Source organism: Lentisphaera profundi, assembly GCF_028728065.1.
Classification (GTDB): Bacteria; Verrucomicrobiota; Lentisphaeria; order Lentisphaerales; family Lentisphaeraceae; genus Lentisphaera; species Lentisphaera profundi.
On record NZ_CP117811.1, the window covers coordinates 2,672,608 to 2,696,132 of the forward strand.

Here is a 23,525-nt window from a genome sequence, read left to right on the forward strand (position 1 = left end):
GATTCGCTACTTTGACCTTTAAAATCATCGCTGCCTGCAATACAGCACTTAAAAAATTTGGACGCATATAGATTTAAGATCTGTAAAAAAAGCTCCTTTTACAGTAAAATAGTGTTAGTTTTATCTCAAGAACCTCTATAGTTAGAATAGTCAAATTAATGATTTTCATCAAAAAAAATAAATTAGGACAAAACAAATGAAATACATACTTACTCTTTTAATGAGTTCACTGCTCTTTTTTTCCTGTAGTCAAACAGCTCATATTGAAGAAGATGAAGATGCCAAGCCCTCAGGTTTTCTAGGTTCTTATGACGAGCTTAGCAAAGGCACAGATGATCAAGTTAACTCAAGATATATCGCCAAAGATATAGATTGGAAGAAGTACAAAAAAGTAAATCTCAAAGCTGTTGAAGTTTGGGCCGGTAAAGATTCTGAGCTCAAGGAAATTGATAAAGAAGATTTGAAAAGCTTACTTACCTATATGCATGCTGAAATGCAGATCGAACTCGTCAAAAGTTTTCAATTAACTGATCAAGCAGGCCCTGATGTTCTCGAAATTCGTTTTGCTATGACTGATGGTGACTCCTCTAACGTAGCTCTCGATACAATATCTACAGTCTTACCAATTGGTCTAGCTTTATCTTTCATTAAAAAATGGACCTTGGGAACTCACCTTCAAGTTGGTGAAGCTCACATGGAATTCGAAGTCTTAGACTCCGTCAGTCGTAAACGCCTTGCTGCGGGTATTGATGCTCGTGCAGGAACTAAAGCACTCAAGGGTAAATTTGATAAGTGGAACGACGTCAAAGAATCTTTTGAATTCTGGACTCAAAAAATGAGATATAAGCTCGTTGATCTCGGTTCTGGTACTCCTACAAAAGAAGATAAAGAAAAAATGAAAGAAGAAAAAGAAGATGCAGAAGACAAATAAAATTCTTCTCAGTAAGTAGTTTCCCAAAGCCCTTCATTACGAAGGGCTTTTTTTGTGCCTTAAACTAATTAATTTCTGCTTCGTCAAGCCTTATAAAACGATCAATGGTTTTATGTTCTTAACCTGAATCCGTGAGCTACATTAAGTTAATCCTCTTGATTTTTCGCCTTCATTGACTTACAACTTTTTTCAAAAGACCTACGGGTATTCCTGCACAAAATTGGAAAGTTCTGAAAACAAAATCCCTACGAGATTATTACAAAGCCAGCTCACGGATTCAGGTCTTAAGTTACACAATTTAATCTAAAATTATTTACTAGGCCTTTTAATTAAGCTTAATTCTCTCTATCATATATAACTCGAATTCGTCAAACCCATTTAGGAGACACACAAATGAAAAAAACATTCTTATTTTTAACGGGGGTAGCTTTACTATTCTCATGTAAATCAACTGAAGAAACTGAGGTTTTAGTTGAACAATCTGAAGCTCCTGTAGAGCAAGTTGCTAAAGTTGAACCTACTGGTTTTCTTACTTCTTATGTGAACATAAAGAAGAATAAAAAAGACCAATTAAGTAGACGGTATGTATCTAAAAGTGCTCAAACGCAGAAATTTAAACAAATCGAGTTCAATCCTAAATTCACTTCTTATGATAGCTTAGTGAAAGGAGACAGGGAGCAATTGAACCTACGCTATGTCTCTAAAAACGTCCAGTGGCATAAATATAAGCACCTGAATTCAAGTAGTAAGTGCAACACCTACTGATTTTCTTAAGTTAATTCCAGTTAAATTTTCAAAAACTTCATATGGCGTCTTAAATTTCAGACATTTTCGAGGTCTACTATTAAGTTTATCAACCGCAATAATGACTTCATTTTCACTGATACCATCAAGCGCCATAGAGTTAGGAAAGTATTGCCGTAACAATCCATTAGCATTCTCGTTTTGGCCTCGTTCCCATGAGTGATATGGTTTAGCAAAATAACTATTACATTCCAATTCCTTGGAGATAGTCTCATGCTGAGTAAATTCTTTTCCATTATCAAATGTAAGAGTATGAACCAAATCTTTGATCGGTGTTAGCAAAGAGATTATTGCATCTTTCACAAGCGTGGCTTTCTTATGAGACACAGGCAATGCTAGACGCAGTTTTGATTTTCGATCATCCATAGTTACAATGGCTCCTTTATGAGCTTTTCCTATAATAGTATCCATCTCCCAGTCGCCTACACGCTCTCGCTTATTAGCTGCCTCAGGTCGTTCGTCTATATCCACACGATTGGGAATCCCATTACGACTATGCTGGTTGCCATAACGTTTGCGATAAGTTTTATTCTGATGACGTAGAAGCTTATATAGCTCACCTCCTGATTCTTTATCTCTAAGAATATATTGATAAACTGTTTCATGATGAAGTAAGATGGATTGGTCATCTTTTAGTCGACCTACAATTTGTTCGGGGCTCCAATCCTTGAGTAAATGCTCATCTATATAGTCCTTAACTTCTTCAGTTAGTTTAATAGCCTTTGGTTTCACTTTGTGTCTTTCTTGAGCAAAGTCATTGGCTTGCTTGTTTCGATAACCACGGAGACCTTTATTACGTTTAAGTTCTCGTGAAAGTGTGCTTGTACTACGATTTAAGTTTTTTGCTATTTTAGTGATCGATGTGCCTGCCTTTAATTCAATTTCAAGGTAGTGTCTTTCTTCAAGACTCAGATGTTCATATGTCATTTCTGACTCCTCTGTTTTAGGTTTGGTCGCTTATAGCAGAGTACATCTGAGTCTTGTTATTCTCAATAGATGTTTATGCTATAAGCAATTAACAGAAGTGTTGCACTTATTATACGAATGCAGGACAAATCAAAATCAATCCTGTTCAAGTTTGGGCTAATATGGATTCTACTTTGAACAAGGTCGATAAAAAAGAACTACAGAACCTTCTCAACTATATTCACGCTCAAGTTACTCAAGCACTAAGTGGCTATTTTGATTTAACTGAATTAGATGGTCCAGATGTTTTGACTATTTCTATTGCTTTAAGTGATGGTGAAGCTTCTTGTATAGCTTTAGAAACAGAATCTTCAGCTATGCCTCTTGGACTTGCAAGTGCCTTTGTTAAAAATTCTTCATCGACTCTTCATCAACTCATAGATAATGCTTCTGTTGAAATAAAAGTTGAAGATGTAAAAACCCCAGATTTATTTTTTGCTGGAATTGATTCAATTACTAACAAGAAAGCTAATTGGAATAGTACTCAAGAAAGTTTTGATTTCTGGGCCTTAAGAGTTAAAAAAGAACTCTTAGCTTGTGGTGCAGGTAAATAAACTCTCTCACAGCTCAATTTTTAAGCCCTTCATCACGAAGGGCTTTTTTTGTGCCTAGATAACAAAAATATAATTTTTTTAGAAAGCACTTGTTTTTTTGTTGCATGCAATTATAATCAGTTATTGCACGCAACTTTCATCCACAAGAAAAGGTTTTCACAAATGAGCGATAAAGATCTAAGTAAACTCTGTCTCCACACCATGACCAACAAGCCCTGGAATTTAGACCAATGTCTAAGCAATTACGAAAAAGCGGGTATTGGCGGCATTTCAGTTTGGAGAAATGTGATTGAAGGCCGTAATCTCAATCAAGTAAAGAAAGATATTGCTAACGCAGGTTTAAAAACCGCTTCACTTGTTCGTGGAGGTTTCTTCACGGGTGATGCTGCACAAAAACAAGCGGCTATTGATGAAAACAAAACTATCATTGATGAGGCTCAGGCTATTGGCGCGCCTTTAGTTGTTCTCGTTTGCGGTGCAACACCTGGCAATACGGTTGAACAAAATTTACAAGAAGTTCGCGATGGCATCGCTGCTATTCTCCCTCATGCAGAGCAAGCTGGAGTTAAACTCGGCATCGAACCTTTGCACCCGATGTATGCCGATACTCGTTCTTGTGTATCAAGTATGCGCTCAGCCAATGATCTAGCTGAAGGTCTTAATCATTCTCATATTGGCGTAACCGTCGATGTATTTCATCTCTACTGGGAAGAGCATTTGAGAAGTGAACTTCTCCGCTGTGGCAAAAATGGCAATCTCTTCTCTTACCATATTTGCGATTGGAAAACTAATCCTGCAGATATGTTAAATGATCGCGGACTCATGGGTGAAGGTATCATCCCAGTTGATCGTATCAGTGAATGGGTTACTGAGGCTGGCTTTAAGGGTTTTCACGAAGTCGAAATTTTCTCCGATCGTTACTGGTCAATGGATCAAAATGATTACCTCGATAAAATCGTTGAATCTTATAAGAAGTTGAAATACTAAAGATTAACAACAAGTCGGGGCCAGCCCCGTACCCCGTGAGGGTTGCCACCCTCAACAGGCGATAATTTGCTCCGCACAATAAAAACAAATAAGAAACAAGTCGGGGCCAGCCCCAAACCCCGTGAGGCTTGCCACCCTCAACAGGCGATAATTTGCTCCGCACAATAATAAATTTTAATAAAAACAAATAAGGAATACACCATGGAAATTAGAAAAATTGGTATCATCATGAACGGCGTAACTGGCCGTATGGGAACTAACCAGCACCTTGAGCGCTCAATTCACGCAATTATGCAAGAGGGTGGGATCAAAATCAATAATGATTTAACTCTGCTTCCTGATCCAGTTTTGACGGGTCGTAACGAAAACAAAATCAAAGCCCTTGCAGAGAAATACGGTATTGAAAAATACACTACTGATCTTCAGTCAGTGCTCGATGACCCTTACTACAAAATTTTCTTCGACTCTTCTGGTACTCAGTTCCGTCGTAAGTTCGTTGAAATGGCTGTAAAAGCTGGCAAGGCTATCTACTGTGAAAAACCAACTGCTATCACTACTGAAGACGCCCTCTATCTGTACACACTTTGTACTGATGCTGGCCTCAAAAATGGCGTTGTGCAAGATAAACTTTGGTTGCCAGGCCTACGTAAATTCTCTATGCTCAAGGAACAAGGTTTCTTCGGTAAAATCCTTTCTATCAAAGGTGATTTCGGTTACTGGGTATTTGATGGTAAAGTAGAAGACCAACCGGTTCAACGTCCTTCTTGGAACTACCGCGAAGAAGATGGCGGTGGTATGATCATCGATATGCACTGTCACTGGCGTTATGTTTTCGATAATCTTTTCGGCGCAGTGAAATCTGTATCTTGCCGTAAAGCAATCATTGTCGACGAGCGTGTTGACGAAAATGGCAATACTTACAAATGTACTGCTGATGATACGGCTTACGCAACTTTCGAAGTTGAAGATGGCACTCACATTCAAATGATTTCTAGCTGGAATACTCGCGTTCGTAAAGATGATTTACTCACTATTCAGGTAGATGGTACTCATGGTTCTGCGATTGTTGGTCTTCGCAAATGCTTAGTTCAGCCACACGCAATTACTCCTAAAGCTATTTGGAACCCAGATATCGATTCTCCTATTGATTACCTCGACCAATGGCATGAAGTACCTGACGCTGGTTTCTATGATAACGCTTTCAAAATCCAATGGGAAAAATTTATTCGCCACGTTGAACTCGACGAAGATTTCCGCTGGTCACTTCTTGAGGGTGCTAAAGGTGTTCAACTTGCCGAACTCAGTCTTGAGTCACATGACAAGAAATGCTGGGTAGACGTTCCAGGTTTGGACTAAGGTCTTAGTATGAGCGAAACAGCTGTTGTTTTAGTAACAGGTGCAAGCCGCGGCCTCGGCCGTGGCATCGCCATAGAGCTCGCAGAGGGTGGTTATTCAGTAGCCATCAACTATGCGGGAAATCGCACTGCTGCTGAAGAAGCTGCTGAGCTCTGTCGCGCCGCTGCACCCAATGCGGATCAAAAGTTCATCCCTATACAAGGTGATATATCTTCTAGTGATTCTCGTAAAGCCATGCTTCAAAGTGTACTCGATCAATTCGGTCGTATCGATGCTTTAGTTAATAATGCTGGTATTGCCCCAAAAGTTCGCGCCGATATTACTGAAGCTAGCGAAGAATCTTTTGAAGAATTAGTGAAAACAAATCTCATGGGTCCTTATTTCTTGACTCAAGTGGTGGCTAATCACTGGTTAGAAGCAAAGCCCGAAACCCTAAAAGGTGGTTTTAGAATTATTTTTGTTACCTCTATCTCATCACATACCGCCTCTGTCACACGTGGTGATTATTGTGTCTCTAAAGCTGGTCTCTCTATGGCTGTACAACTTTGGGCACAACGTTTAGCTGATGAAAATATTCAAGTATACGAATTACGTCCCGGCATCATGAAGACTGATATGACTTCTGGTGTAACGGCTAAATACGATGCACTTATTGAAGGTGGACTTGTTCCTCAGAAGCGTTGGGGTACTCCCAAAGATTTAGGACTTGCTGCAAAATCACTTATTGATGGTGATTTCCCCTTCTCTACTGGTACCGTAATTGACATTGATGGCGGCTTTCAAATCCGTCACCTATAAGGAGAAATTATGAGCGTAGAAATCCCACAAGATATCCTCGATTCACTCACACGAGTAAAAATGCCTTCAGGTGCGAGTGAGCGCCAAGTCAATCAAGTGATTGATATTGCTGGACACAAAGTCCCTGTTTATACAACAAGTTCACTTGTTTTAGGTTCTGGTGCTGCTGGCCTTCGCGCCGCGGTTGAACTCAAACGCAAAGGCGTAGATGTCACCGTTGCGACTAGCGCAATGTTTGGTGGGACTTCTGCTTGTTCCGGTTCAGATAAGCAAACTCTTCATACTGCAGGTACATCTAATCGTGGTGACGACTTTGTTCAGCTAGGCCAAGACATTAGTTCTGGTGGTGCAATGGATAAAGATACTGCCTATATTGAAGGCGCCGATTCTTTGCGCGCTTTCTCTAGCCTGCAATACATGGGCTTGCCACTTCCCCAAGATCGTTTTGGTGCCGTCTTGCGTTACCAGACTGATCACGATGAAGTCGGTCGTGCAACCAGTTGTGGACCGCGTACTTCACGCCTCATGGTAAAAGTGCTCTGTGAAGAAGCTATTCGCCTTGGTGTTGATTTTATGAAAGGCACTACCGGGATTCAAATCCTCAAAGAAGAGCGTGATGGTGAACTCAAATCAAGTGGTTTAATTGCCATTAAGCGTACAGATGAAACTAATGAATTTGGACTCATCGTTATTCTTTGTGATAAATTAGTCTTAGCAACCGGCGGTCCTGGTGAACTCTATCGCGATAGTGTTTACCCAAAAAATTGCTTCGGGTCATTAGGTATGGCTCTTGAAGCGGGTATAGAGGCGGTCAATTTAACCGAGAGCCAATTCGGTATTGGAACTCGTAGAACTGAATTTCCTTGGAATCTTTCGGGAACATACGTACAAGTTCTACCTTATATTTACTCACTTGATAAAGAGGGTAATGAGCACAATTTCTTAGCGGATTACTACCGCACGACTCAAGAACTTGTTTCCAATGTATTCCGCAAAGGTTATCAATGGCCTTTCCATGCAACTCGCATGTTAGATTATGGCTCCAGTTTAGTTGATTTAGCTATCTTCATTGAGAGTAGTAAAGGTCATACTATTTTCATGGACTTTAATCGCAATCCTCAAATGGTTCCTGGAGAAAATGAATTTTCTTTAAAGCGTTTAGATGATGATGTGCGTACTTACTTAGTCAATAATGAAGCCTTACAAGACTTGCCTATTGATCGCTTACGTCGCATGAATCCACTCGCCATTGAACTCTATAAAATGCATGGTCACGATATTTCTGAAAAGCCTTTGCCTTTCAATGTATCTAACCAACATATGAATGGTGGTGTCGAAGTCGATATTTGGGCTCAAAGTTCACTCAAAGCCTGTTATGCTATTGGGGAAGTTTCCGGTACTCACGGAGTCACTCGACCTGGTGGTGCCGCACTCAATGCTGGTCAAGTATTTGGAACGCGTTGTGCTGATCATATTGCTTCAGTTGGAGCTTCTACTCCAGAGACAAGTGAAATAAAAACTCAAGAAAATACTATTGCTGCTGTTCTTGCTGAACTCACCAATGCTGTCGGTAATGAAAAACAACCAAGTACTGATGAAGTTCGAGATATCATTCAAAATCGTATGAGTGATAATGCTGGATTTATTTGCGATAAAGATAATGCCCTTAAAGCTTTGCTTGATACGCAAACTTTTAATCGCAAATTGGAAAAAGGTCTAAGCATCAAGACAAGTCGTCATGCGGCCAGTTATTTTCAGTGGCGCCAAACAGCTCTTTCTGCAGAGGCGGTACTCAATTGTCTCAATCGCTATATTAATAGTGATGGTGGAAGTCGTGGTGCGCGTGCACTTTGCTCAAAGCATGGTTCTGAAATTCCTGAAACACGCATGGGTAAACTCAATGAATATCGCTTTATCGCTGAAAAAGATGAGCATAAATCAGAAAAAATCATTATTAAATTAGATCCAAAAACTAATGATTTTGTGACCTGTACCAAAGATATTCGTGAGATGGAAGATCCCGGCTCCATTTTCTTTGAGAAGAACTGGGGTAATTACCTCACTGAAAAGATCTACGATAAAGGTTTTAAGCATCGTTAGCTTGGTATAAGAGACGTCTCGGTGCTTTAGGACTAAATGAAGTTCTTATCCTCCTGGGAGCGCAGGCGTCTCGCCTGCATTTTCACTCAAGCTCAATCACCCGTCCCTGGGAGCGCAGGCGTCTCGCCTGCATTTTCACTCAAGCTCAATCACCCGTCCCTGGGAGCGCAGGCGTCTCGCCTGCATTTTCACTCAAGCTCGATCCCCCGTCCCTAGGAGCGCAGCGACTAGCCTTGGGATTCTTAAGGGGTGTTGCCACACAGGCGGATAAAAATTATTGGCCCGTACGGCAGTACCTTCAGCGAGGTTTGGGGCAGATCCCCAGTATAAATACCTCCGGTGGCCGAGGAGCCCTCGGGGCCTTACTAAAAAAGGTGGCAGCACGTATAAATACCCTTAAGTTCCCTAAGATTGGGAGCCCCCGAAACCATAACTTAAGCTTGAAATTTTTGATTTTATAAAAATGATTCCACTCAGGTTTTACCTGAGTGGAATTCTCTTTATCCAAAAGCTCTTTGGTGCGTAACTTGAAAGCTGCATGCAAAGATTTAGAGTAGCCTAATAAATTTTAATTCTAGGATCAAAAAATGAGTGTGACTATTTACGACATTGCAAAAGCAGCGGGAACTTCCACCAGTACCGTTTCTCGTGTTCTCAATGGCTCGGCACTCATTGGTGATGAACTCTCGGCAAAAATCCTTGAAACCGCTGAACGCTTGGGTTATAAAAAACGCGCTATTCGCAAACAGAAGAGTCGCGCCATTATAAATATCAAATTAGTTCTCGGTCAACTAAGTGATCCCACCCTACCCCTTTTTTACTCGGTTCCCGAACTTATTAATTCACTTAAAAAAAGCGTACCAGATAATCAAGTCAATATTATTTGTGAAACGAGCACTAAACCCGAAGATCTTTTTGCTTCCAAAAAAGCCGCCAATATTGATGCGGTTATTTTTGCTTTTTGTCACGTCCCAAAGAAGACAGTCGCCTACTTAAAAGAGGCTCAAATCCCTTTTCTCGCTTTGAATCGTGAATTAGCTGATTCGGATTTCATTTCTTATCCCAATACCGATGAAATGAAAAAATTAACAAGTCGCGTCATTAAAGCCAAAAACTCGAAATCAGCCATTTTTATCCAAATGAATAAAGATCTGGATGTCACTATTGAGCGACGCAATGGCTTTCTTCAAGCTTGTGCTGAACTGCAAGTCGACGCCCAAGTTGAAACACTCAAAAGCCTTGCTGATATAAGCGAAGATTTTATCCAAGACCTCCATCAACAAAATTGTCAGGCAGTTGTTTGCATGAACGATATTATTGCCACCAGTTTTATAATGCGCTCTCAGCAATCTTGTTACCAAGTTCCCCGTGATTTTTCTGTTTCCGGCTTTGATGGATCCAGTATAACCGCGGTACTTCCAAAAAAGCTCTGTACCGTAAAGCTCGATATGAATACACTCGGCGAAAAGTCCGGCGAATGGATACTCGAACGCGTTATCAATCGCAGTGAATCTCCTTGCCAAATTAAACTCCCCGGTCAATTCATCTCAGGCGAAACTCTTTAATATTCTTCGATCGTCGTGAATGAATACACCTTGGCTAATGTCGAAGTATGTTTTCCCCACTCAAATCATCAATTGAATTTTATGATTTTTTTAGTTCATTTATATACATTTGGCATTACTGGCGAAAGCCTATTATGATGCTATTTTCGGCACATATAACTGGCCTGTATTAACTAAAGAAATTGATTATATATTGATATATTCGAATGAATGAATATAGTGCCCAAAATTTAACGTACGGATTCATCAAATTATGAAATTTTTAGATGCACTTAAAGAGCAAGTCCTCATCTTAGATGGTGCCATGGGCTCCATGGTTCAATTACTTAAACTCCCCGATTCTGCTTATGGTGGCGAAGAATTTGCCATGCTTTCAGACTTACTCGTTTTTTCACGTCCCGATCAAGTTCGCGATAACATTCACTTAGAGTACCTCAAAGCCGGTGCCAATATACTCGAAACCAATACTTTTGGTGCCAGTCCACTTCGCTTGAAAGAATTTGACTTTTCAAGAATGGATCTCAGCGATTTTGCCGACTTACCTGAAGGGCTCGATCTGCTTGCGAATGATTACGATGAGCTCACTCATTACTTCAATATTCGCGGCATTGAATTAGCTCACGATGCCATTACCAAATACAAAGCAATGGACGAATACGATGGTCGTCCACTCTTTGTTGCTGGCTCTATTGGTCCTTCTAACTGGGTTATTTCTTCCACGGCTGCCAATTTAAATAAAACAGATTTCGCTACTGTCAAACAAAACTTTTACCTACAAGTAAAAGCGATGATGAAAGCAAATGTCGATGTCTTGCTCTTCGAAACTCAGCAGGATATGCTCGAGTTAAAAGCCTCGATTGCGGGTGCGCATCAAGCAGCAGATGAATTGGGTTTCAAAGTTCCAATCATTGCACAAGTAACTGTTGACCAATTCAATAAAATGCAGATCTTTAATACTGATATGGAAGCTGCCTATGCTTCCGTCGGTGGTATTGGTATAGATGTCTTTGGTATTAACTGTACGCTTGGTCCTGAGCTGATGCAGAAAGTTATTCCAGCACTAGCAAAAATGAGTGAATTGCCGATTTCTGTAGTTCCCAATGCAGGTCAGCCAATTTCTGTTAATGGTGAAACTGTCTATCCCCTCTCTCCTGAAAAAATGGGTGAGTACATGCGTGATTACGAAGCCGAAAATGGCATCAATATCGTTGGTGGTTGCTGTGGTACGACTCCCGCTCATATTGCGGAAATCGCAAAATACCTCGCGGGTAAAAAACCTAAAGTTCGCCAAGTTAAAAAGCGCAATCTTATTTCTGGACCTCAAAATGCTTTTGAACTCGACTCTAGCAAAGGCCTGATTCAAATCGGCGAAAGACTTAATGTTCGTGGCTCGAAGAAAGTTCGTGATGCAGTAGAAGTTGAAGATAACATTGATAATGATGCGCTCGAAGATGTCGTTAATGAACAAAATCGCGATCTAGGTATTGATGTTCTCGATGTCTGTATGGATTCCAATATTGTTAATACTGAGAAAGTCTTGCCACGCGTTATCTATGATATGACCACAGATTTTGGTGGTTGTTTTTGTATTGATTCATTCTCTGTAGAAGCTTTAGCCACTGCGATTGATGTTTATCCTGGTCGTCCCATTATTAACTCTATTGCACTCGAAGAGCACTCCCCTGGTGTCAGTAAAATAGATGCTATTATTCCCCTCACTAAGCATCACAACCCGATCTATATTGCTCTTGTAACTGATGGTGATGGCCCTGCCCTTACTGCAGATAAAAAAGTAGAACTCGCCAAAAGAATCATTGCGGAAAGTGCAAAATACGGTGTCACTCCTGATCAATTAATGATTGATATCAATGCTTTCCCTATTGGTGCTGAGTCCATAGAAGGCATGAACTTCTCTTTAGAATCACTCAATTCACTTAAACCCATCAAAGCTCTTCACCCAGATCTCATGACTTCTATTGGTGTGGGTAACTTAACCAATGGTCTAGCTAAAAAGCCTTACATGCGTGTTGTTCTGACTTCTGTGTTTTTGGATGAAGCTTATAAACGTGGTCTTGATGCGGCTATTGTGAATCCCAATCATTTCATTCCTGTCGAATCCATTGACGCTTACGATTATGACTTAGCTAAGCGCGTTCTTTTCGAACGCGACATGGATGCTTTCGAAGAACTCGAGACAATTGCTGCCGCTCGTCGCGGTATTGTCAAAGAGAAGAAATGCTCTTACGATGATATGCCCGTTGAGGAATCCATCTGCGAAAAAATTAAAGATGGCTTCAAAGAAAAATCTGATGGTTCATTCGATAAAGATGAATTCACTTATGAATACAAAGATGCTATCGTCGTATCAATGAAAGATATTGTTGATAAGCACCAACCTCTTGATTTCATCAATGATTACCTGATGGAAGCTATGCGTGAATTAGGCGATGGCTTTGGTCGCGGTGAAGTTTCTCTTCCTCACCTCCTTAAATCTGCCGATGTTATGAAACATTGCATGAATTTCCTTGAAGCCTACATGAAAAACATGAGCGGCGAAAGTTTAGATGGTGAACGTACATTTAAAGGCACCGTCGTCATTGGTACCGTATACCAAGACGTACACTCTATTGGCAAAGATTTGGCTAAAACTCTTTTAGAGAACTACGGCTACCGAGTGATTGATTTGGGTGTCCAAGTACCTCTAGAGAAATTTATCGAAACCGCTGTTGCTGAAAAAGCTGATGCTATTGGTATGTCCGCTCTCTTAGTACAGACCTCTAATCACATGATTTCTGTTCAGCAGTTACTGAAAGAAAAAAATCTTGATTTCCCACTTCTTATTGGTGGTGCACCAGTCAATAGTCGTCACGCTGCTTATGTGTCTATGTACGGACAAGATGATTTTGCCGCTATGAATGGCAAAGTTTTTTACTGTCAGTCAGGTATGGATGGTGTGAATATAATGAACACTCTTATGGATCCTGCTAAACGCGATGGCTTAATTAAAGAGAATACTGAGAAGCTTGAACAATTCTATCGTTTAGCAATCAAACAGGCTGCTGCTCGCGAAGAACGTGAATCTGGTCTAGAGGCGCGTAAAGTCGACCTAAGTAATTGGCAAGCTCCTACAGATAAAGCCATTCGTTTAGCTGACTATAATGTTGCTATTACTGACCTTAAGCAACACTTTGATTTGCGTACACTTTATGGCCTCAACTGGGACTTCGGTGGTAAAAAATCTTGGGTCAAAAAAGGCGTTTCTGAGGATGACCTCAATCGCATGCGTGATGAATGGGTTACAAAGTCCGATGAAAATAATTGGATCACCCCAATTTCTCGTTTCGCTCTCTTACCTGCTCAGAGTATTGGCAAAAATTTAGTTGCTGTCTATAACCCTGATAACTTAGAAGAAGAATTGGGACGCTTTACTTTCAATGATGTAGCCGGACGCGAAGATCTTTGGTCTGTACCGCAATATATCCACTCAAAAGAAAGCGGTAAATTTGACCTCATTGGAATTCAAATTTCCTCTGGTGGCGCCAAAACTGAAGAAGTTATTACTGAGATGCGTGATGCTGGTGAATTGGAAGATTGTTTCTTATTGCAAGGTTTATCTGATCGTGTAGCAGAAGACATGGCTGATCAAGCTCATGGCGCGGCTCGTAAATTAGCTGCTGTTGATTTAAACCAAGGTTGTCGTTATTCTCCTGGTTACCCTGCAATGCAAGATATGTCCAATAATCAGCTCATTTTTGAACTCCTCAAAGCTGATGAGATGGGTATCAGCATGACTGAGGCCGATGAATTTGCTCCGACTTCAACAACTGCAGCTTTTGTCGTTTTCAATTCAGACGCAACTTATCAATAAAGAGCTCTCACAAATATCTCATCCTTATGAGGTATTTGTGAATACTTTTAAAGTGATTTTTTAGCATGCACGAATTCCAAGACAAAGTAAAACAGTCCAAGCAACAATTGAGCTCCATAAAAGGCTTTATTGTTGCTCTTATTTTCTTTGTTATCATCATTGCTATTGCCAACCCCTTAAGTTCCTGGTTGGCTGAACGTGGGTTTAAAGAAGGTAAAACTGAATACGTTTATCTCGCGGCTGGAACTAAACGAAATTTACTCAATTATGAAACGGCTGAAGAACTTTATCGCCGACTCATAAAGACCTTTCCTCAAAAAAATGAGGCGGCTTTTTATCAACTTGCCTTTTGCCTTGATCGCCAAGCTAAAAAGAAAGAAGCTATTGAAGCTTATTCCGAGTATCTTAAATATTTTCCTTCAGGTGAATTTTCGCTAAAAGCACAAGAAAAACTGAAGGCACTCATATCTAAGAACTAGCGTTTTTCTCTGAACTAGTAATCCGGCAATGAATTAGAGATAAAAATCTTAATCGAAAATGCTGTAAGCATGACTCAATCAAGCCCAATGGCGTAAGCCTTGGGAAGTGTTATGAATGCTGTAAGCATGGATTAGAGCTTTAATACGTTCCTACAGAACTCACTAATTCTTCATTTACTCGTTTTCCCTAGCTCTGACGAACTAAGCTAAGTTAATGCGTACTTTCAGCACTAAAAAGTAAATCTAATTCCTTGCCCGATTAATAGTACCATTTTTGATTTACGTGCAAAATATCAATAATGAGACTCTATATTATCTCATAACCGAGAGCTATATATGAAACGTTTATTACTATTTTTATCGCTCCTCTTCTTTCCTTTTTTAGGAAAAACAGAGGACGTGGGCTACTTAAATTGGACAACTTTTTCAACAAAAATTGATGATGTAAAGTTAAGTTTATTTCTGGATAACCGCTTTCGCAATGGTGTTGATGATCATTATTTTCGCTTTGCTTCAATTCAATTAGCCTACCCCATTCACGATAATGTCGATATAGGCTTTAATTATAGCCGTTATGATTTAAAAGCAATTGATGGTGAATGGAAAGATGGTCGTCGCTATGAATTCGAATTAAACCCTCATTACACTTTCACAAATGACTGGAAGTTAAGTTTGCGGAATCGCTTAGAGTTCCGTAAAATTGAGGATAAAGGAAGTGATAATACTCGCTCGCGTCATCGTTTGAAAATCGATATCCCTATAAAAACGAGGTGGCAAGCTTTTAAAGGTTTCTTTGCTAGTAATGAATTTTACGTCGATTATGATGATTCGACTCGCTGGGTTGCTAATGATTTACAACCTTTTGGTCTAGATTTCCAAGTTGCCGAAAATATTTCTTTTTCTGTCTTTTACATGGAAGAATACGGGCGACTCAATGGTCAATCAAGTTGGGACTCGAGTGCACTTATCGGTACATCTCTCATCATTAATTTTTAGCTTATACACATTTTTATATCAGTAAAACAAACAAGACTCTATTAACTCATGTCGTCGCTATTTAAATAGTATTTTCATTGCTGAAAGCACAGATCAAAGATCTTGATCCATACTTTCTGCATTAATAAATCTAGTCTATTTTTTGTTAATCATATTCATGATTTGATCTTTGTATTGCCATCCAAAATAAACGATGGCTCCAATAATGGCCAATTTAATAATGAGGCTTAAGAAGCCGCCCTTCTTTTTACCGCGATAAACTTCCATATTCGCATTCGTTCTGGCATGACCTTCAGCACAAGTTGCCGAACAAAAATGACTACCATCAGATTCAACTACACAATCTTCACAAACGGGTTTACGGCAACTCAAACAAAGATTTGAGGCTGCTCTATCCGTGTGGTTTAAACAAACTTTATCTGCTACTGACATAAACGACTCCTCTGGTTTGCGTTCCTTCTATAATAAAACAAAGTTGTTAGCAAAACAAGAATTCCGAGAGTTTATGTTTGCGGATTTCGCAAGTTCCCCTGTTCAACAGCAATGGCCACTCGCACCAAAAGTGTAAAGATAAATAAACCTAAAGACCAAATTCCTACGGTCACGCATAGCTCAACCCAAGAAGGTGAATATTCAACAATTTCTCCAAGGGGTGAAGGAATGAATCCTGGGACAATTAAACCCATTCCCTTTTCGATCCAAATCCCTAAAAATAGCAATAGGCATGCAGGGTAAAGAAATACAGGATTCCTACGTAACTTATGAAAAGTCAGAGTTATTGTCGCCAAAATATTTAGACTTATTCCTGTCCAGATCCAAGGCACTAATGCATTATGACCATGTAAGCCAAAAAATAAGTATTGAGCACTCAGACTATGGTGAGTTGGTGTATAGAACTCTTTAAATAATTCTGAGCCCAACATCAATAAGTTTATTTGAGCCGCGACTGTAATAATCATCGCCATTTTATTAAAAGTTTTTGCAGGAATATCATAAGTCGTACATTTGCGAATTACCCCTAGGGCTAAAATCATAAAGGCTGGTCCACCTGCAAACGCTGATGCTAAAAATCGTGGTCCTAAAAGAGAGCTATTCCAGAATGGACGTGCAGGTAAACCCGCAAGTAAAAAAGCCGTTACCAAGTGAATCCCCACAGCCCAAAAGACTGAAAGATACATCAGCGGAACATATATTTTTTTATTAGGCTCGCGACCACAATATTTTGAATATAAAATATAGGCGGGAATACAGACGTTTATGGCTAAGTAACCATTTAAAACTATGACATCCCAGGTCAACATTGATTGAGGCCAATTAAATATTCCTACAATAGGCATCATATGCCATAAATTTTGTGGTCCACCCATATCTACAGTGACAAAGCAAAGACACATGATCAAAGCTGAAACGGCTAAGCCTTCACCAATGAGAACCGCTTTACTAAAATCCACATCATGTAATACATAAGCGGGCATAACCAACATCACCGCAGCGGCAGCAAGGCCGACTAAAAAGGTGAAGTTCGAAATATAAAGTCCCCAACTAATGTGATCATTCATACCTGTGGTAATCAAGCCTTCATCCAATTGGACTGTGTAGGCATAAAAACCGATCATCATGAATAAACTAAGAACGCCCATCCATAAATGGAAGTTTTTGTTACCTTTAGTAGCCGCAGCTAAACTATCTTTTATAAAACTTAAAAAATGCATGATTTATTCCTTCATCAATCCATGTAATACCAGAATTTTGGCTCAGTTCCCAAATCTTCTTTGAGGCGAAATACTTTTTTATTTTTAAGTATGTAGTTGAGTTCACTATCTGGATCTAGAATATTACCAAAAGTTCTAGCTCCCGTAGGACAAGCCTCTGCACAGGCAGGCTGTAAACCTTCACGAGTTCGAGAAATACAGAAAGTACATTTTTCCATTGTACCCTTAGTACGTAGGCGGTTCCCTAAATAATGCTGTTCTTTGTTAATTTCTTTAGCTGGTACTTCAGGCTCATTCCAGTTAAAACGACGCGCCCAATAAGGACAAGCTGCTTCACAATAGCGACAACCCACACACCAATCATAATCAATGACCACAATTCCATCTGGCTCTTGCCAGGTGGCTTGAACTGGACAAACCGTCGTACAAGGAGGGTTGGCACATTGAAAACATTGTGTTCCCAAATAAAAGTGCCCTTCTGCTGGAACCATGTGAGTGTAATCTGCTTTACCCTCTTCTAAATCTAAATGACCATTCTCCATTTCAAACATTCTAATATATTGCATATTAGTTTTGCGATCTTGATTATTTTCTTCTACACAAGCTTCTATGCAGTCTCCGTAACCCTGACATTTTGAGATATTAAAAGCATAACCATAAAGAGTGTTTGGCTGAGCTTTTGTGCCTTTAATTTCTGGTCTCACGCCATGATCTATCTCACTTAAGCGCTCTAGACGCTCAATACTTGCTTCGCGCTCCTTATCTGTCATTAAACGGTAATTACTTTTAAAATATTCATCCATTTTAATACCTGCACGTTCAGCTTTTTCCTCTTTTCCAAAAGAAAAACTACTCGAAGCTAAGGCCGCTCCAGCTGTTGCTGTATTGCGAATAAACTTTAATGCTTCACGTCTATTCACCGTTTTGTTTAGTGCACCTGTATCGATTGCATTTTCATCCTTTGGATCTTCACAAGAACAATTTCCACCACAAGAATCACTGGATTTTTCTGCTTTGTTTTTCAAATAGTTTAATTCATTGGTCGCGCTTGATTCGAAGCCAAAAAATGATCTAAAATTAAATTTTTTCATCATAATTCCTTAGTGATTTTTACCCGTTCTAGGGATTGTCGGACGTCCCTTTGGATGGCGTTGAGTGAAGGATGGACTATGGGGGTTATGACATTCAGTACAGTTCATAACCACGCGTTTTCCATACCACGAATGAAGTCGCTTACCATGTGCTCCTCCTGCCCAATCACGTTCCTGTTCAAAATGGCACTGTGAGCATAATTTATAGGCGTGATTAAAAGAAACTTCATCGCCATTATTGAGTCGTAAGCTATCCATATTTTTAGCATTATGGCATGTTCGACAATCCATTACTGCTTGATTCGCATGCTGCATTTTGATATCTAAATGCATTAAGGCACTACGTTCATTTTGCTGTTGGCGATCGGGAAGTTCATCTTGGTGACAATTTGAACAAGCAAATTGACCTATCTTAGATGTTCTATCGGCAACATAAAATTCCTTATGCCCCACCATCTTAACTAAATGAGATTTAATTCCTTGGAGTTTGTGGGCAACTTCTGGAAGTTTTTTTTGCGATAAGTCAGTTTTTTTCTCTGGTGAACAGGAGAAAATAAGCAGTGATAAGCAAATAAGCTGTAATTTGAGAAAGTTCACTTATCCCTCTTCTGCTCTATCAAATTATTTCTTGAACGAATAAAAACTTCCGGAGTCGTTTTCGGTGTATGGCATTGTACGCAGTTAACGCGCTCTGGGTGAGGACAACGAATTTCGATTAAGGCCGCTGGGCCACTATGACAAGCTTGACAATTCTCTCGTAGTTGAAGACTATGAGGAATCTGAAGAGGCCCACCTGGTAAAGCTGATTGCTTTAATTTTGGTGGATCTATTTTCTCCCATTCACTTCCTTTAAATAAATCATTCGCTTCATTTAAACCGTGACACTGAAGACAGTTTTTGTATTCCGGGTGAGGTGTTACCGGAGTAAAGCTTGAAAACTGCGGAGCATAGCCACCCTTTTCATGACAGACATTACAATTCTGAGTTAACTGCATTTCTTTACTCACTGGGTGGGGTATATGTGGCGGCGCACCTGGGTAAGCTCGACGTTTATAATATTCCTTTATACTCCTCGCTTTTGCTCCACTTGGATTAGTCGCATTCAAGGGTGTCGTAGAACTCACTTTTTGAGCCTGAAACTTGGATTGAGGAATAAGGCCCATTGGAGCTAAGCGCTCTACTTTCACCGTAATGTCTTTTAGCTTGTGTTGTTTTCTTAGATAGTTTCCTACTCCAAAAACAAGGACAAACATCAAAGATAAACTCAAAGCTACTTTGATTAAGCGAACTATGAATTTTTTTTCATTATTCATTTTTCAGCCTCATATTTTTTCGATTCTAACCGAACATTTTTTGTAGTCTGGTTGTTTAGATATTGGGCAATAAGAATCTAGAGTTAGTTCATTGATCAGATAGTTTTCGTCGAAAAATGGGACAAAAACTTGACCGTCAACAGGGCGACCGCGACCATCTATTTTTACTTTAAAATTCATTTTTCCACGACGTGTAACTAAACGAACTTCTTCTCCATCGAGAATATTCATTCGTTTGGCATCATCACGACTCATTTCTACATAAGCTTCCGGAACTGATTTGTGTAAAGTAGGAATGCGGCGCGTCATTGAACCTGAGTGCCAATGCTCTAAAACTCGACCCGTACACAGCCAGAAGGGGTATTCATTATCTGGAACTTCTGGTGCTGGTTGAAAAGGTCTCAGCCAGATATTTGCTTTGTGATCTTTATTTCCATAAAAATCAAAACCACTACCTGGCTTACATGCAGGGTCATAATCTGAATTGAATCGCCATTGAGTCGATTTTCCGTTCACATAAGGCCACATGGCTCCTGCTTGACTTTTTAAGACCTCATAAGGTGCCATTCCATGTTTTGACCCAGCTTGGTGAAGGCAATACTCTTTGTAAATTTCTTCAATATGATTTTCATCATCCCAAGGAAATAAATTATTATAGCCCATGCGACGAGCTACTTCCATGAGCTGTAATGTATCACTCATTGCCTCGCCTGGGGGTTCTACTAATTGATCAAAATGCTGTGTTCTTCTCTCTGAGTTCCCGTACATACCTTCACGCTCAATCCACATAGCTGAAGGTAAAATAACATCGGCAATGTCAGTCGTCGGAGTGGGATAAATATCGGAAACCACAATGAAACGACCTTCTTTCTGACTCGCTTCTCGATAGCGTTTTAACTTCGGCATTGTTACCATGGGATTAGTCACCTGAATCCACATGAAACGTATATCACCACTATCCAATGCTCTAAACATATCTACTGTATGGTAAGTTGGTTTCGATGGAATATGGTCAGGGTCAACTCCCCAAATTTTAGCCGCATGTTCACGGTGTTGCTTATTCATAACCACTCCGTGAGGGAGTTTATGAGTTAGCGTACCCACTTCACGTACTGTACCACAAGCTGATGGTTGACCTGTTAAAGAGAATGGACTATTACCAGGAGTGGAAATTTTTCCTGTGAGTAAATGAAGGTTATAGACGAGATTATTGATCCACGTTCCACGTGTATGTTGATTCATTCCCATACACCAAAGAGACATAACTTTGGTTTTCTTACTACCATATAAATGAGCTAAATAGCGTAGATCATCTGCACTCACACCCGTGTATTTAGCTACCGCTTCAGGAGTATAATCATCTAGAAAATCACGGTAGGCTTCTAAATCAGAGGGCTTCGCTTCATCTGTGAATTTATAGCCATCTTCTAGGCCATAACCAATTGTCGCATGACCCTCAATTTTTGTTTTTCCTGATTTAAAGGAGACGTGCTTATCTAAGAAACTTTTATCAACTTTATCTTCTTTCAATAATTCATGTGCAATGGCATTCGCGATCGCTAAATCAGCTTGAGGAAGGAATAAAATTTGTTTATCTGCCGCTTCACCCGTTCGTGTCGTACGGGTTTCCATAGAAATGATTTTTACTGATGGATCTTTCAATCTTCTATCTAACATGCGACTAAATAATATGGGATGCATCTCTGCCATATTATTGCCCCACAAAATAAATACATTTGCATGATCTATATCATCATAACAGCCCATTGGTTCATCTGCACCGAAGGATGTTAAGAAGCCTGTAACAGCACTTGCCATACAGAGACGTGCATTGGCCTCTAAGTTATTAGTTCCAATACCCGCTTTCATAAATTTCGAGGCTACATAACCATCTGGAATTGTCCATTGACCTGAACCATAAAGTGAAACAGAATCTTTTCCGTGTTGTTTTATAGTTTGTTGCATTTTTAAAGCGACTAAATCTAAAGCTTCTTTTATGGGTACTTCTTCTAATTTACCGTTTTTACGAACCATTGCTTTTTTGAGGCGGTCACTACCGTAAAGTGCCTGAACTGAATGATAACCTTTGACACAGCATAAGCCTTTATTAACTGGAGAAGCGGGATCGCCCTTAACTGCAACCGCTTTGCCATGAGAAATTCCCACCAAAAGACCACAACCCACACCACAAAAACGACAGGGTGTTTTTTTCCATTGAAACTGATCATCTTGATCCATTAATTCTGCGCGTTGCGCAAAGGCCGTCCCTGGTAACATTGCATTAGCGGCTGCTACTGCAGAAGTGTAAGCCATACCCTTTAATAAACGTCTTCTTGATACATTATTATCCATAATATTTGTCCTCAATTTTGCACTTGTCCGAAGGATAAGACAAGGCAATTTATATCTTTTACTTGCTTGATTTTTTCTTGAAGAAGCTTTTCGTGATCCTTATCCTTGGTCTCTGTAAGTAGAATGATAAGTTTCTTGTCATCCGAAAGCGTAACGTCACACTCAGGCATACTAGATAATTTGCTCATGAGGGCCTGTTCTTTTCCCTCGATTGGGTAGGCGAGATAACTACAAACTGGCATAATAAAAACTCCTTATTAAATAATAAAGATATTAGCAAGAAAGGCATGAACCAAAACAGCTTTCATATATGTAAAAGCTTGATATAAAGGAGTTTTTATAGATCCATAAAAATCTAAATAATCTCCCATATATAGCGATCATCCGAAAACGGACTCTTCTTGTATTCCGTAAACGGATGAGTTTGAAAATATCTATTAAATTATTTTTATATATAACCTTAATAAATAAGAACTTATGTCTTAATTTGAATAAACTCCTTAAATCTTGCTAAGATTAGTCTTTATAAAAATAAGGAGATAGACATGAATAGCTGTGTTTCTGAGTTCGAAAATAAAAGCCTCGGCGAAATTGTGAGTAAAAAGCCTTGGGCCGCTTTAGTCTTTGAAGAATTTAAACTCGATTATTGCTGCGGAGGAAAACAAAGCCTACTCGAAGCTTGTCAAAAAGCAGAACTTGACACTCATCTCGTAACAGAAAAAATCCAAGAACAAGAAGGACAAGCTAATAATTGGGACTGTCCAAAAGAAAGCCTAACAGAACTTTGTGACCATATTGAAGAAGCTCACCATCGTCATTTAGAAAACTTACTTCCAGAGCTCGAGCATCTCATTCAAAAAGTCGCTCATGCTCATGGAGATAATCATCCCTTTTTACATGAGCTTTTATTCGTTTTTCAGGGCTTACATGTGGAACTTATGCAACACATGGGCAAAGAAGAACAAATTCTTTTCCCCTTCTGCAAAATAATTGAGACCAGTACTGAAGCACAAAGTTTCCACTGTGGCTCAGTAGCTAATCCCATCAGAGTTATGTGCATGGATCACGATAATGCCGGTGAAGTTTTAAGGGAAATCCGTCAATTAACTTCCAACTATGAAATCCCTGATGATGTCTGTACGACTTACCGTATCATGATGGAAGAACTCCAGGCATTTGAACTGGATATGAAACAACATATTCACAAAGAAAATAATGTTCTTTATCCCATGGCTCTAAAAGCAGAGGCAAGTCTGCATTAAATCACATGACCAACTCGACTTCACATATAGCTTTTGAAAAAAAAGTCATCGCTTCAATGATTAGGATTTATTGCGATCATAAACATTGCCAAAACAACGAGCTTTGCGAAGATTGCCATAAAATCTACCATTACTGCACTAAGCGTCTAGATAAATGCCCCTTTGGGGAGAACAAACCTGCTTGCCAGAATTGTCAGGTTCACTGTTACGAAAAAGTGATGCGACAAAGAGTCCGAAAAATAATGTCTTATGCAGGTCCAAGAATGCTGTACCGGCATCCTTTCATGAGTTTGAAGCATCTTTACCAAAGTAAAATTATTAAGGCTTTGAGCCTTAAAGAATATAAGCAAATTTCTTAATACATGAAACCTACTCACACTATAAAACTTTT

At 39.6% G+C, this 23,525-nt stretch carries 21 protein-coding genes; 13 read left to right on the forward strand and 8 right to left on the reverse strand.

Features of this window, described 5'->3' with window-relative positions; genetic code table 11:
- The first annotated feature begins 196 nt into the window (after nucleotides 1–196).
- Both PQO03_RS10960 and PQO03_RS10965 read left to right on the forward strand, forming a co-directional pair.
- On the forward strand, nucleotides 197–931 hold the full coding sequence (locus PQO03_RS10960; protein ID WP_274150303.1) for a DUF3313 domain-containing protein: 735 nt from the start codon (nucleotides 197–199) through the stop codon (nucleotides 929–931).
- Nucleotides 932–1,324: 393 nt separating this feature from the next.
- The gene (locus PQO03_RS10965; protein WP_274150304.1) at nucleotides 1,325–1,696 is read left to right on the forward strand and encodes a hypothetical protein; all 372 of its coding nucleotides are present in this window, start codon (nucleotides 1,325–1,327) and stop codon (nucleotides 1,694–1,696) included.
- On the opposite strand, the gene PQO03_RS10970 is transcribed toward PQO03_RS10965, so the two are convergent.
- Nucleotides 1,670–2,662: an IS30 family transposase gene (locus tag PQO03_RS10970; protein WP_274150305.1), complete on the reverse strand. Its 993-nt coding sequence runs from the start codon at nucleotides 2,660–2,662 to the stop codon at nucleotides 1,670–1,672. The two genes, PQO03_RS10965 and PQO03_RS10970, sit on opposite strands and share 27 nt — an antisense overlap.
- 134 nt (nucleotides 2,663–2,796) lie before the next feature.
- On the opposite strand from PQO03_RS10970, the gene PQO03_RS10975 reads away from it, so the two are divergent.
- From PQO03_RS10975 to PQO03_RS11015, 9 genes are all read left to right on the forward strand, one after another.
- Entirely contained in the window at nucleotides 2,797–3,255 is a 459-nt protein-coding gene (locus PQO03_RS10975) for a DUF3313 family protein (protein WP_420792866.1), read from the forward strand.
- A 162-nt stretch (nucleotides 3,256–3,417) separates the two neighbouring features.
- On the forward strand, nucleotides 3,418–4,242 hold the full coding sequence (locus tag PQO03_RS10980) for a sugar phosphate isomerase/epimerase family protein (protein WP_274150306.1): 825 nt from the start codon (nucleotides 3,418–3,420) through the stop codon (nucleotides 4,240–4,242).
- A gap of 201 nt (nucleotides 4,243–4,443) precedes the next feature.
- A complete protein-coding gene (locus tag PQO03_RS10985) occupies nucleotides 4,444–5,598 on the forward strand; it encodes a Gfo/Idh/MocA family protein (RefSeq protein ID WP_274150307.1) in 1,155 nt (384 codons plus the stop codon).
- A 9-nt stretch (nucleotides 5,599–5,607) separates the two neighbouring features.
- Nucleotides 5,608–6,396 (forward strand): 3-ketoacyl-ACP reductase, encoded by a 789-nt coding sequence (locus tag PQO03_RS10990; protein WP_274150308.1) that lies wholly within the window; start codon nucleotides 5,608–5,610, stop codon nucleotides 6,394–6,396.
- Between the two features lie 9 nt (nucleotides 6,397–6,405).
- Nucleotides 6,406–8,496, forward strand: a complete 2,091-nt coding sequence (locus tag PQO03_RS10995; RefSeq protein WP_274150309.1) for an FAD-dependent oxidoreductase — start codon at nucleotides 6,406–6,408, stop codon at nucleotides 8,494–8,496.
- A gap of 587 nt (nucleotides 8,497–9,083) precedes the next feature.
- A complete protein-coding gene (locus PQO03_RS11000; RefSeq protein WP_274150310.1) occupies nucleotides 9,084–10,061 on the forward strand; it encodes a LacI family DNA-binding transcriptional regulator in 978 nt (325 codons plus the stop codon).
- Nucleotides 10,062–10,314: 253 nt separating this feature from the next.
- On the forward strand, nucleotides 10,315–13,929 hold the full coding sequence (locus tag PQO03_RS11005; RefSeq protein WP_274150311.1) for a homocysteine S-methyltransferase family protein: 3,615 nt from the start codon (nucleotides 10,315–10,317) through the stop codon (nucleotides 13,927–13,929).
- Between the two features lie 65 nt (nucleotides 13,930–13,994).
- The gene (locus tag PQO03_RS11010) at nucleotides 13,995–14,408 is read left to right on the forward strand and encodes a tetratricopeptide repeat protein (RefSeq protein ID WP_274150312.1); all 414 of its coding nucleotides are present in this window, start codon (nucleotides 13,995–13,997) and stop codon (nucleotides 14,406–14,408) included.
- 336 nt (nucleotides 14,409–14,744) lie between these two features.
- A complete protein-coding gene (locus tag PQO03_RS11015; RefSeq protein WP_274150313.1) occupies nucleotides 14,745–15,404 on the forward strand; it encodes a DUF2490 domain-containing protein in 660 nt (219 codons plus the stop codon).
- Nucleotides 15,405–15,539: 135 nt separating this feature from the next.
- On the opposite strand, the gene PQO03_RS11020 is transcribed toward PQO03_RS11015, so the two are convergent.
- The 7 genes from PQO03_RS11020 to PQO03_RS11050 all read right to left on the reverse strand — a co-directional run bounded on the left by PQO03_RS11020 (nucleotide 15,540) and on the right by PQO03_RS11050 (nucleotide 22,114).
- Nucleotides 15,540–15,836 (reverse strand): B-box zinc finger protein, encoded by a 297-nt coding sequence (locus tag PQO03_RS11020; protein WP_274150314.1) that lies wholly within the window; start codon nucleotides 15,834–15,836, stop codon nucleotides 15,540–15,542.
- 71 nt (nucleotides 15,837–15,907) lie between these two features.
- Nucleotides 15,908–17,116 (reverse strand): sulfate reduction electron transfer complex DsrMKJOP subunit DsrP, encoded by a 1,209-nt coding sequence (dsrP, locus tag PQO03_RS11025; protein ID WP_274150315.1) that lies wholly within the window; start codon nucleotides 17,114–17,116, stop codon nucleotides 15,908–15,910.
- A gap of 14 nt (nucleotides 17,117–17,130) precedes the next feature.
- Nucleotides 17,131–18,207: a 4Fe-4S dicluster domain-containing protein gene (locus PQO03_RS11030; RefSeq protein ID WP_274150316.1), complete on the reverse strand. Its 1,077-nt coding sequence runs from the start codon at nucleotides 18,205–18,207 to the stop codon at nucleotides 17,131–17,133.
- A gap of 9 nt (nucleotides 18,208–18,216) precedes the next feature.
- A complete protein-coding gene (locus PQO03_RS11035) occupies nucleotides 18,217–18,804 on the reverse strand; it encodes a hypothetical protein (RefSeq protein WP_274150317.1) in 588 nt (195 codons plus the stop codon).
- Nucleotides 18,801–19,520, reverse strand: a complete 720-nt coding sequence (locus tag PQO03_RS11040; protein ID WP_274150318.1) for a hypothetical protein — start codon at nucleotides 19,518–19,520, stop codon at nucleotides 18,801–18,803. Before PQO03_RS11040 ends, PQO03_RS11035 begins: the two co-directional genes overlap by 4 nt.
- A 9-nt stretch (nucleotides 19,521–19,529) precedes the next feature.
- Complete coding sequence (locus tag PQO03_RS11045) at nucleotides 19,530–21,872, reverse strand: molybdopterin-dependent oxidoreductase (RefSeq protein WP_274150319.1); 2,343 nt, start codon at nucleotides 21,870–21,872, stop codon at nucleotides 19,530–19,532.
- 11 nt (nucleotides 21,873–21,883) lie between these two features.
- A complete protein-coding gene (locus PQO03_RS11050) occupies nucleotides 21,884–22,114 on the reverse strand; it encodes a hypothetical protein (protein WP_274150320.1) in 231 nt (76 codons plus the stop codon).
- A 303-nt stretch (nucleotides 22,115–22,417) separates the two neighbouring features.
- Between PQO03_RS11050 and ric the strand changes: the two genes are divergently transcribed.
- Nucleotides 22,418–23,134, forward strand: coding sequence for an iron-sulfur cluster repair di-iron protein (ric, locus tag PQO03_RS11055; RefSeq protein WP_274150321.1), 717 nt, complete (start codon nucleotides 22,418–22,420; stop codon nucleotides 23,132–23,134).
- Nucleotides 23,135–23,139: 5 nt separating this feature from the next.
- A complete protein-coding gene (locus PQO03_RS11060) occupies nucleotides 23,140–23,493 on the forward strand; it encodes a nitrous oxide-stimulated promoter family protein (RefSeq protein ID WP_274150322.1) in 354 nt (117 codons plus the stop codon).
- Nucleotides 23,494–23,525 lie beyond the last annotated feature (32 nt).

Bases quoted from the DNA above. Each gene is read 5' to 3' on its own strand.
- PQO03_RS10960 (WP_274150303.1), top strand. From the start codon at position 197: ATGAAATACATACTTACTCTTTTAATGAGTTCACTGCTCTTTTTTTCC.
- PQO03_RS10965 (WP_274150304.1), top strand. From the start codon at position 1,325: ATGAAAAAAACATTCTTATTTTTAACGGGGGTAGCTTTACTATTCTCA.
- PQO03_RS10970 (WP_274150305.1), bottom strand. From the start codon at position 2,662: ATGACATATGAACATCTGAGTCTTGAAGAAAGACACTACCTTGAAATT.
- PQO03_RS10980 (WP_274150306.1), top strand. From the start codon at position 3,418: ATGAGCGATAAAGATCTAAGTAAACTCTGTCTCCACACCATGACCAAC.
- PQO03_RS10985 (WP_274150307.1), top strand. From the start codon at position 4,444: ATGGAAATTAGAAAAATTGGTATCATCATGAACGGCGTAACTGGCCGT.
- PQO03_RS10990 (WP_274150308.1), top strand. From the start codon at position 5,608: ATGAGCGAAACAGCTGTTGTTTTAGTAACAGGTGCAAGCCGCGGCCTC.
- PQO03_RS10995 (WP_274150309.1), top strand. From the start codon at position 6,406: ATGAGCGTAGAAATCCCACAAGATATCCTCGATTCACTCACACGAGTA.
- PQO03_RS11000 (WP_274150310.1), top strand. From the start codon at position 9,084: ATGAGTGTGACTATTTACGACATTGCAAAAGCAGCGGGAACTTCCACC.
- PQO03_RS11005 (WP_274150311.1), top strand. From the start codon at position 10,315: ATGAAATTTTTAGATGCACTTAAAGAGCAAGTCCTCATCTTAGATGGT.
- PQO03_RS11010 (WP_274150312.1), top strand. From the start codon at position 13,995: ATGCACGAATTCCAAGACAAAGTAAAACAGTCCAAGCAACAATTGAGC.
- PQO03_RS11015 (WP_274150313.1), top strand. From the start codon at position 14,745: ATGAAACGTTTATTACTATTTTTATCGCTCCTCTTCTTTCCTTTTTTA.
- PQO03_RS11020 (WP_274150314.1), bottom strand. From the start codon at position 15,836: ATGTCAGTAGCAGATAAAGTTTGTTTAAACCACACGGATAGAGCAGCC.
- dsrP (WP_274150315.1), bottom strand. From the start codon at position 17,116: ATGCATTTTTTAAGTTTTATAAAAGATAGTTTAGCTGCGGCTACTAAA.
- PQO03_RS11030 (WP_274150316.1), bottom strand. From the start codon at position 18,207: ATGAAAAAATTTAATTTTAGATCATTTTTTGGCTTCGAATCAAGCGCG.
- PQO03_RS11040 (WP_274150318.1), bottom strand. From the start codon at position 19,520: ATGAATAATGAAAAAAAATTCATAGTTCGCTTAATCAAAGTAGCTTTG.
- PQO03_RS11045 (WP_274150319.1), bottom strand. From the start codon at position 21,872: ATGGATAATAATGTATCAAGAAGACGTTTATTAAAGGGTATGGCTTAC.
- PQO03_RS11050 (WP_274150320.1), bottom strand. From the start codon at position 22,114: ATGCCAGTTTGTAGTTATCTCGCCTACCCAATCGAGGGAAAAGAACAG.
- ric (WP_274150321.1), top strand. From the start codon at position 22,418: ATGAATAGCTGTGTTTCTGAGTTCGAAAATAAAAGCCTCGGCGAAATT.
- PQO03_RS11060 (WP_274150322.1), top strand. From the start codon at position 23,140: ATGACCAACTCGACTTCACATATAGCTTTTGAAAAAAAAGTCATCGCT.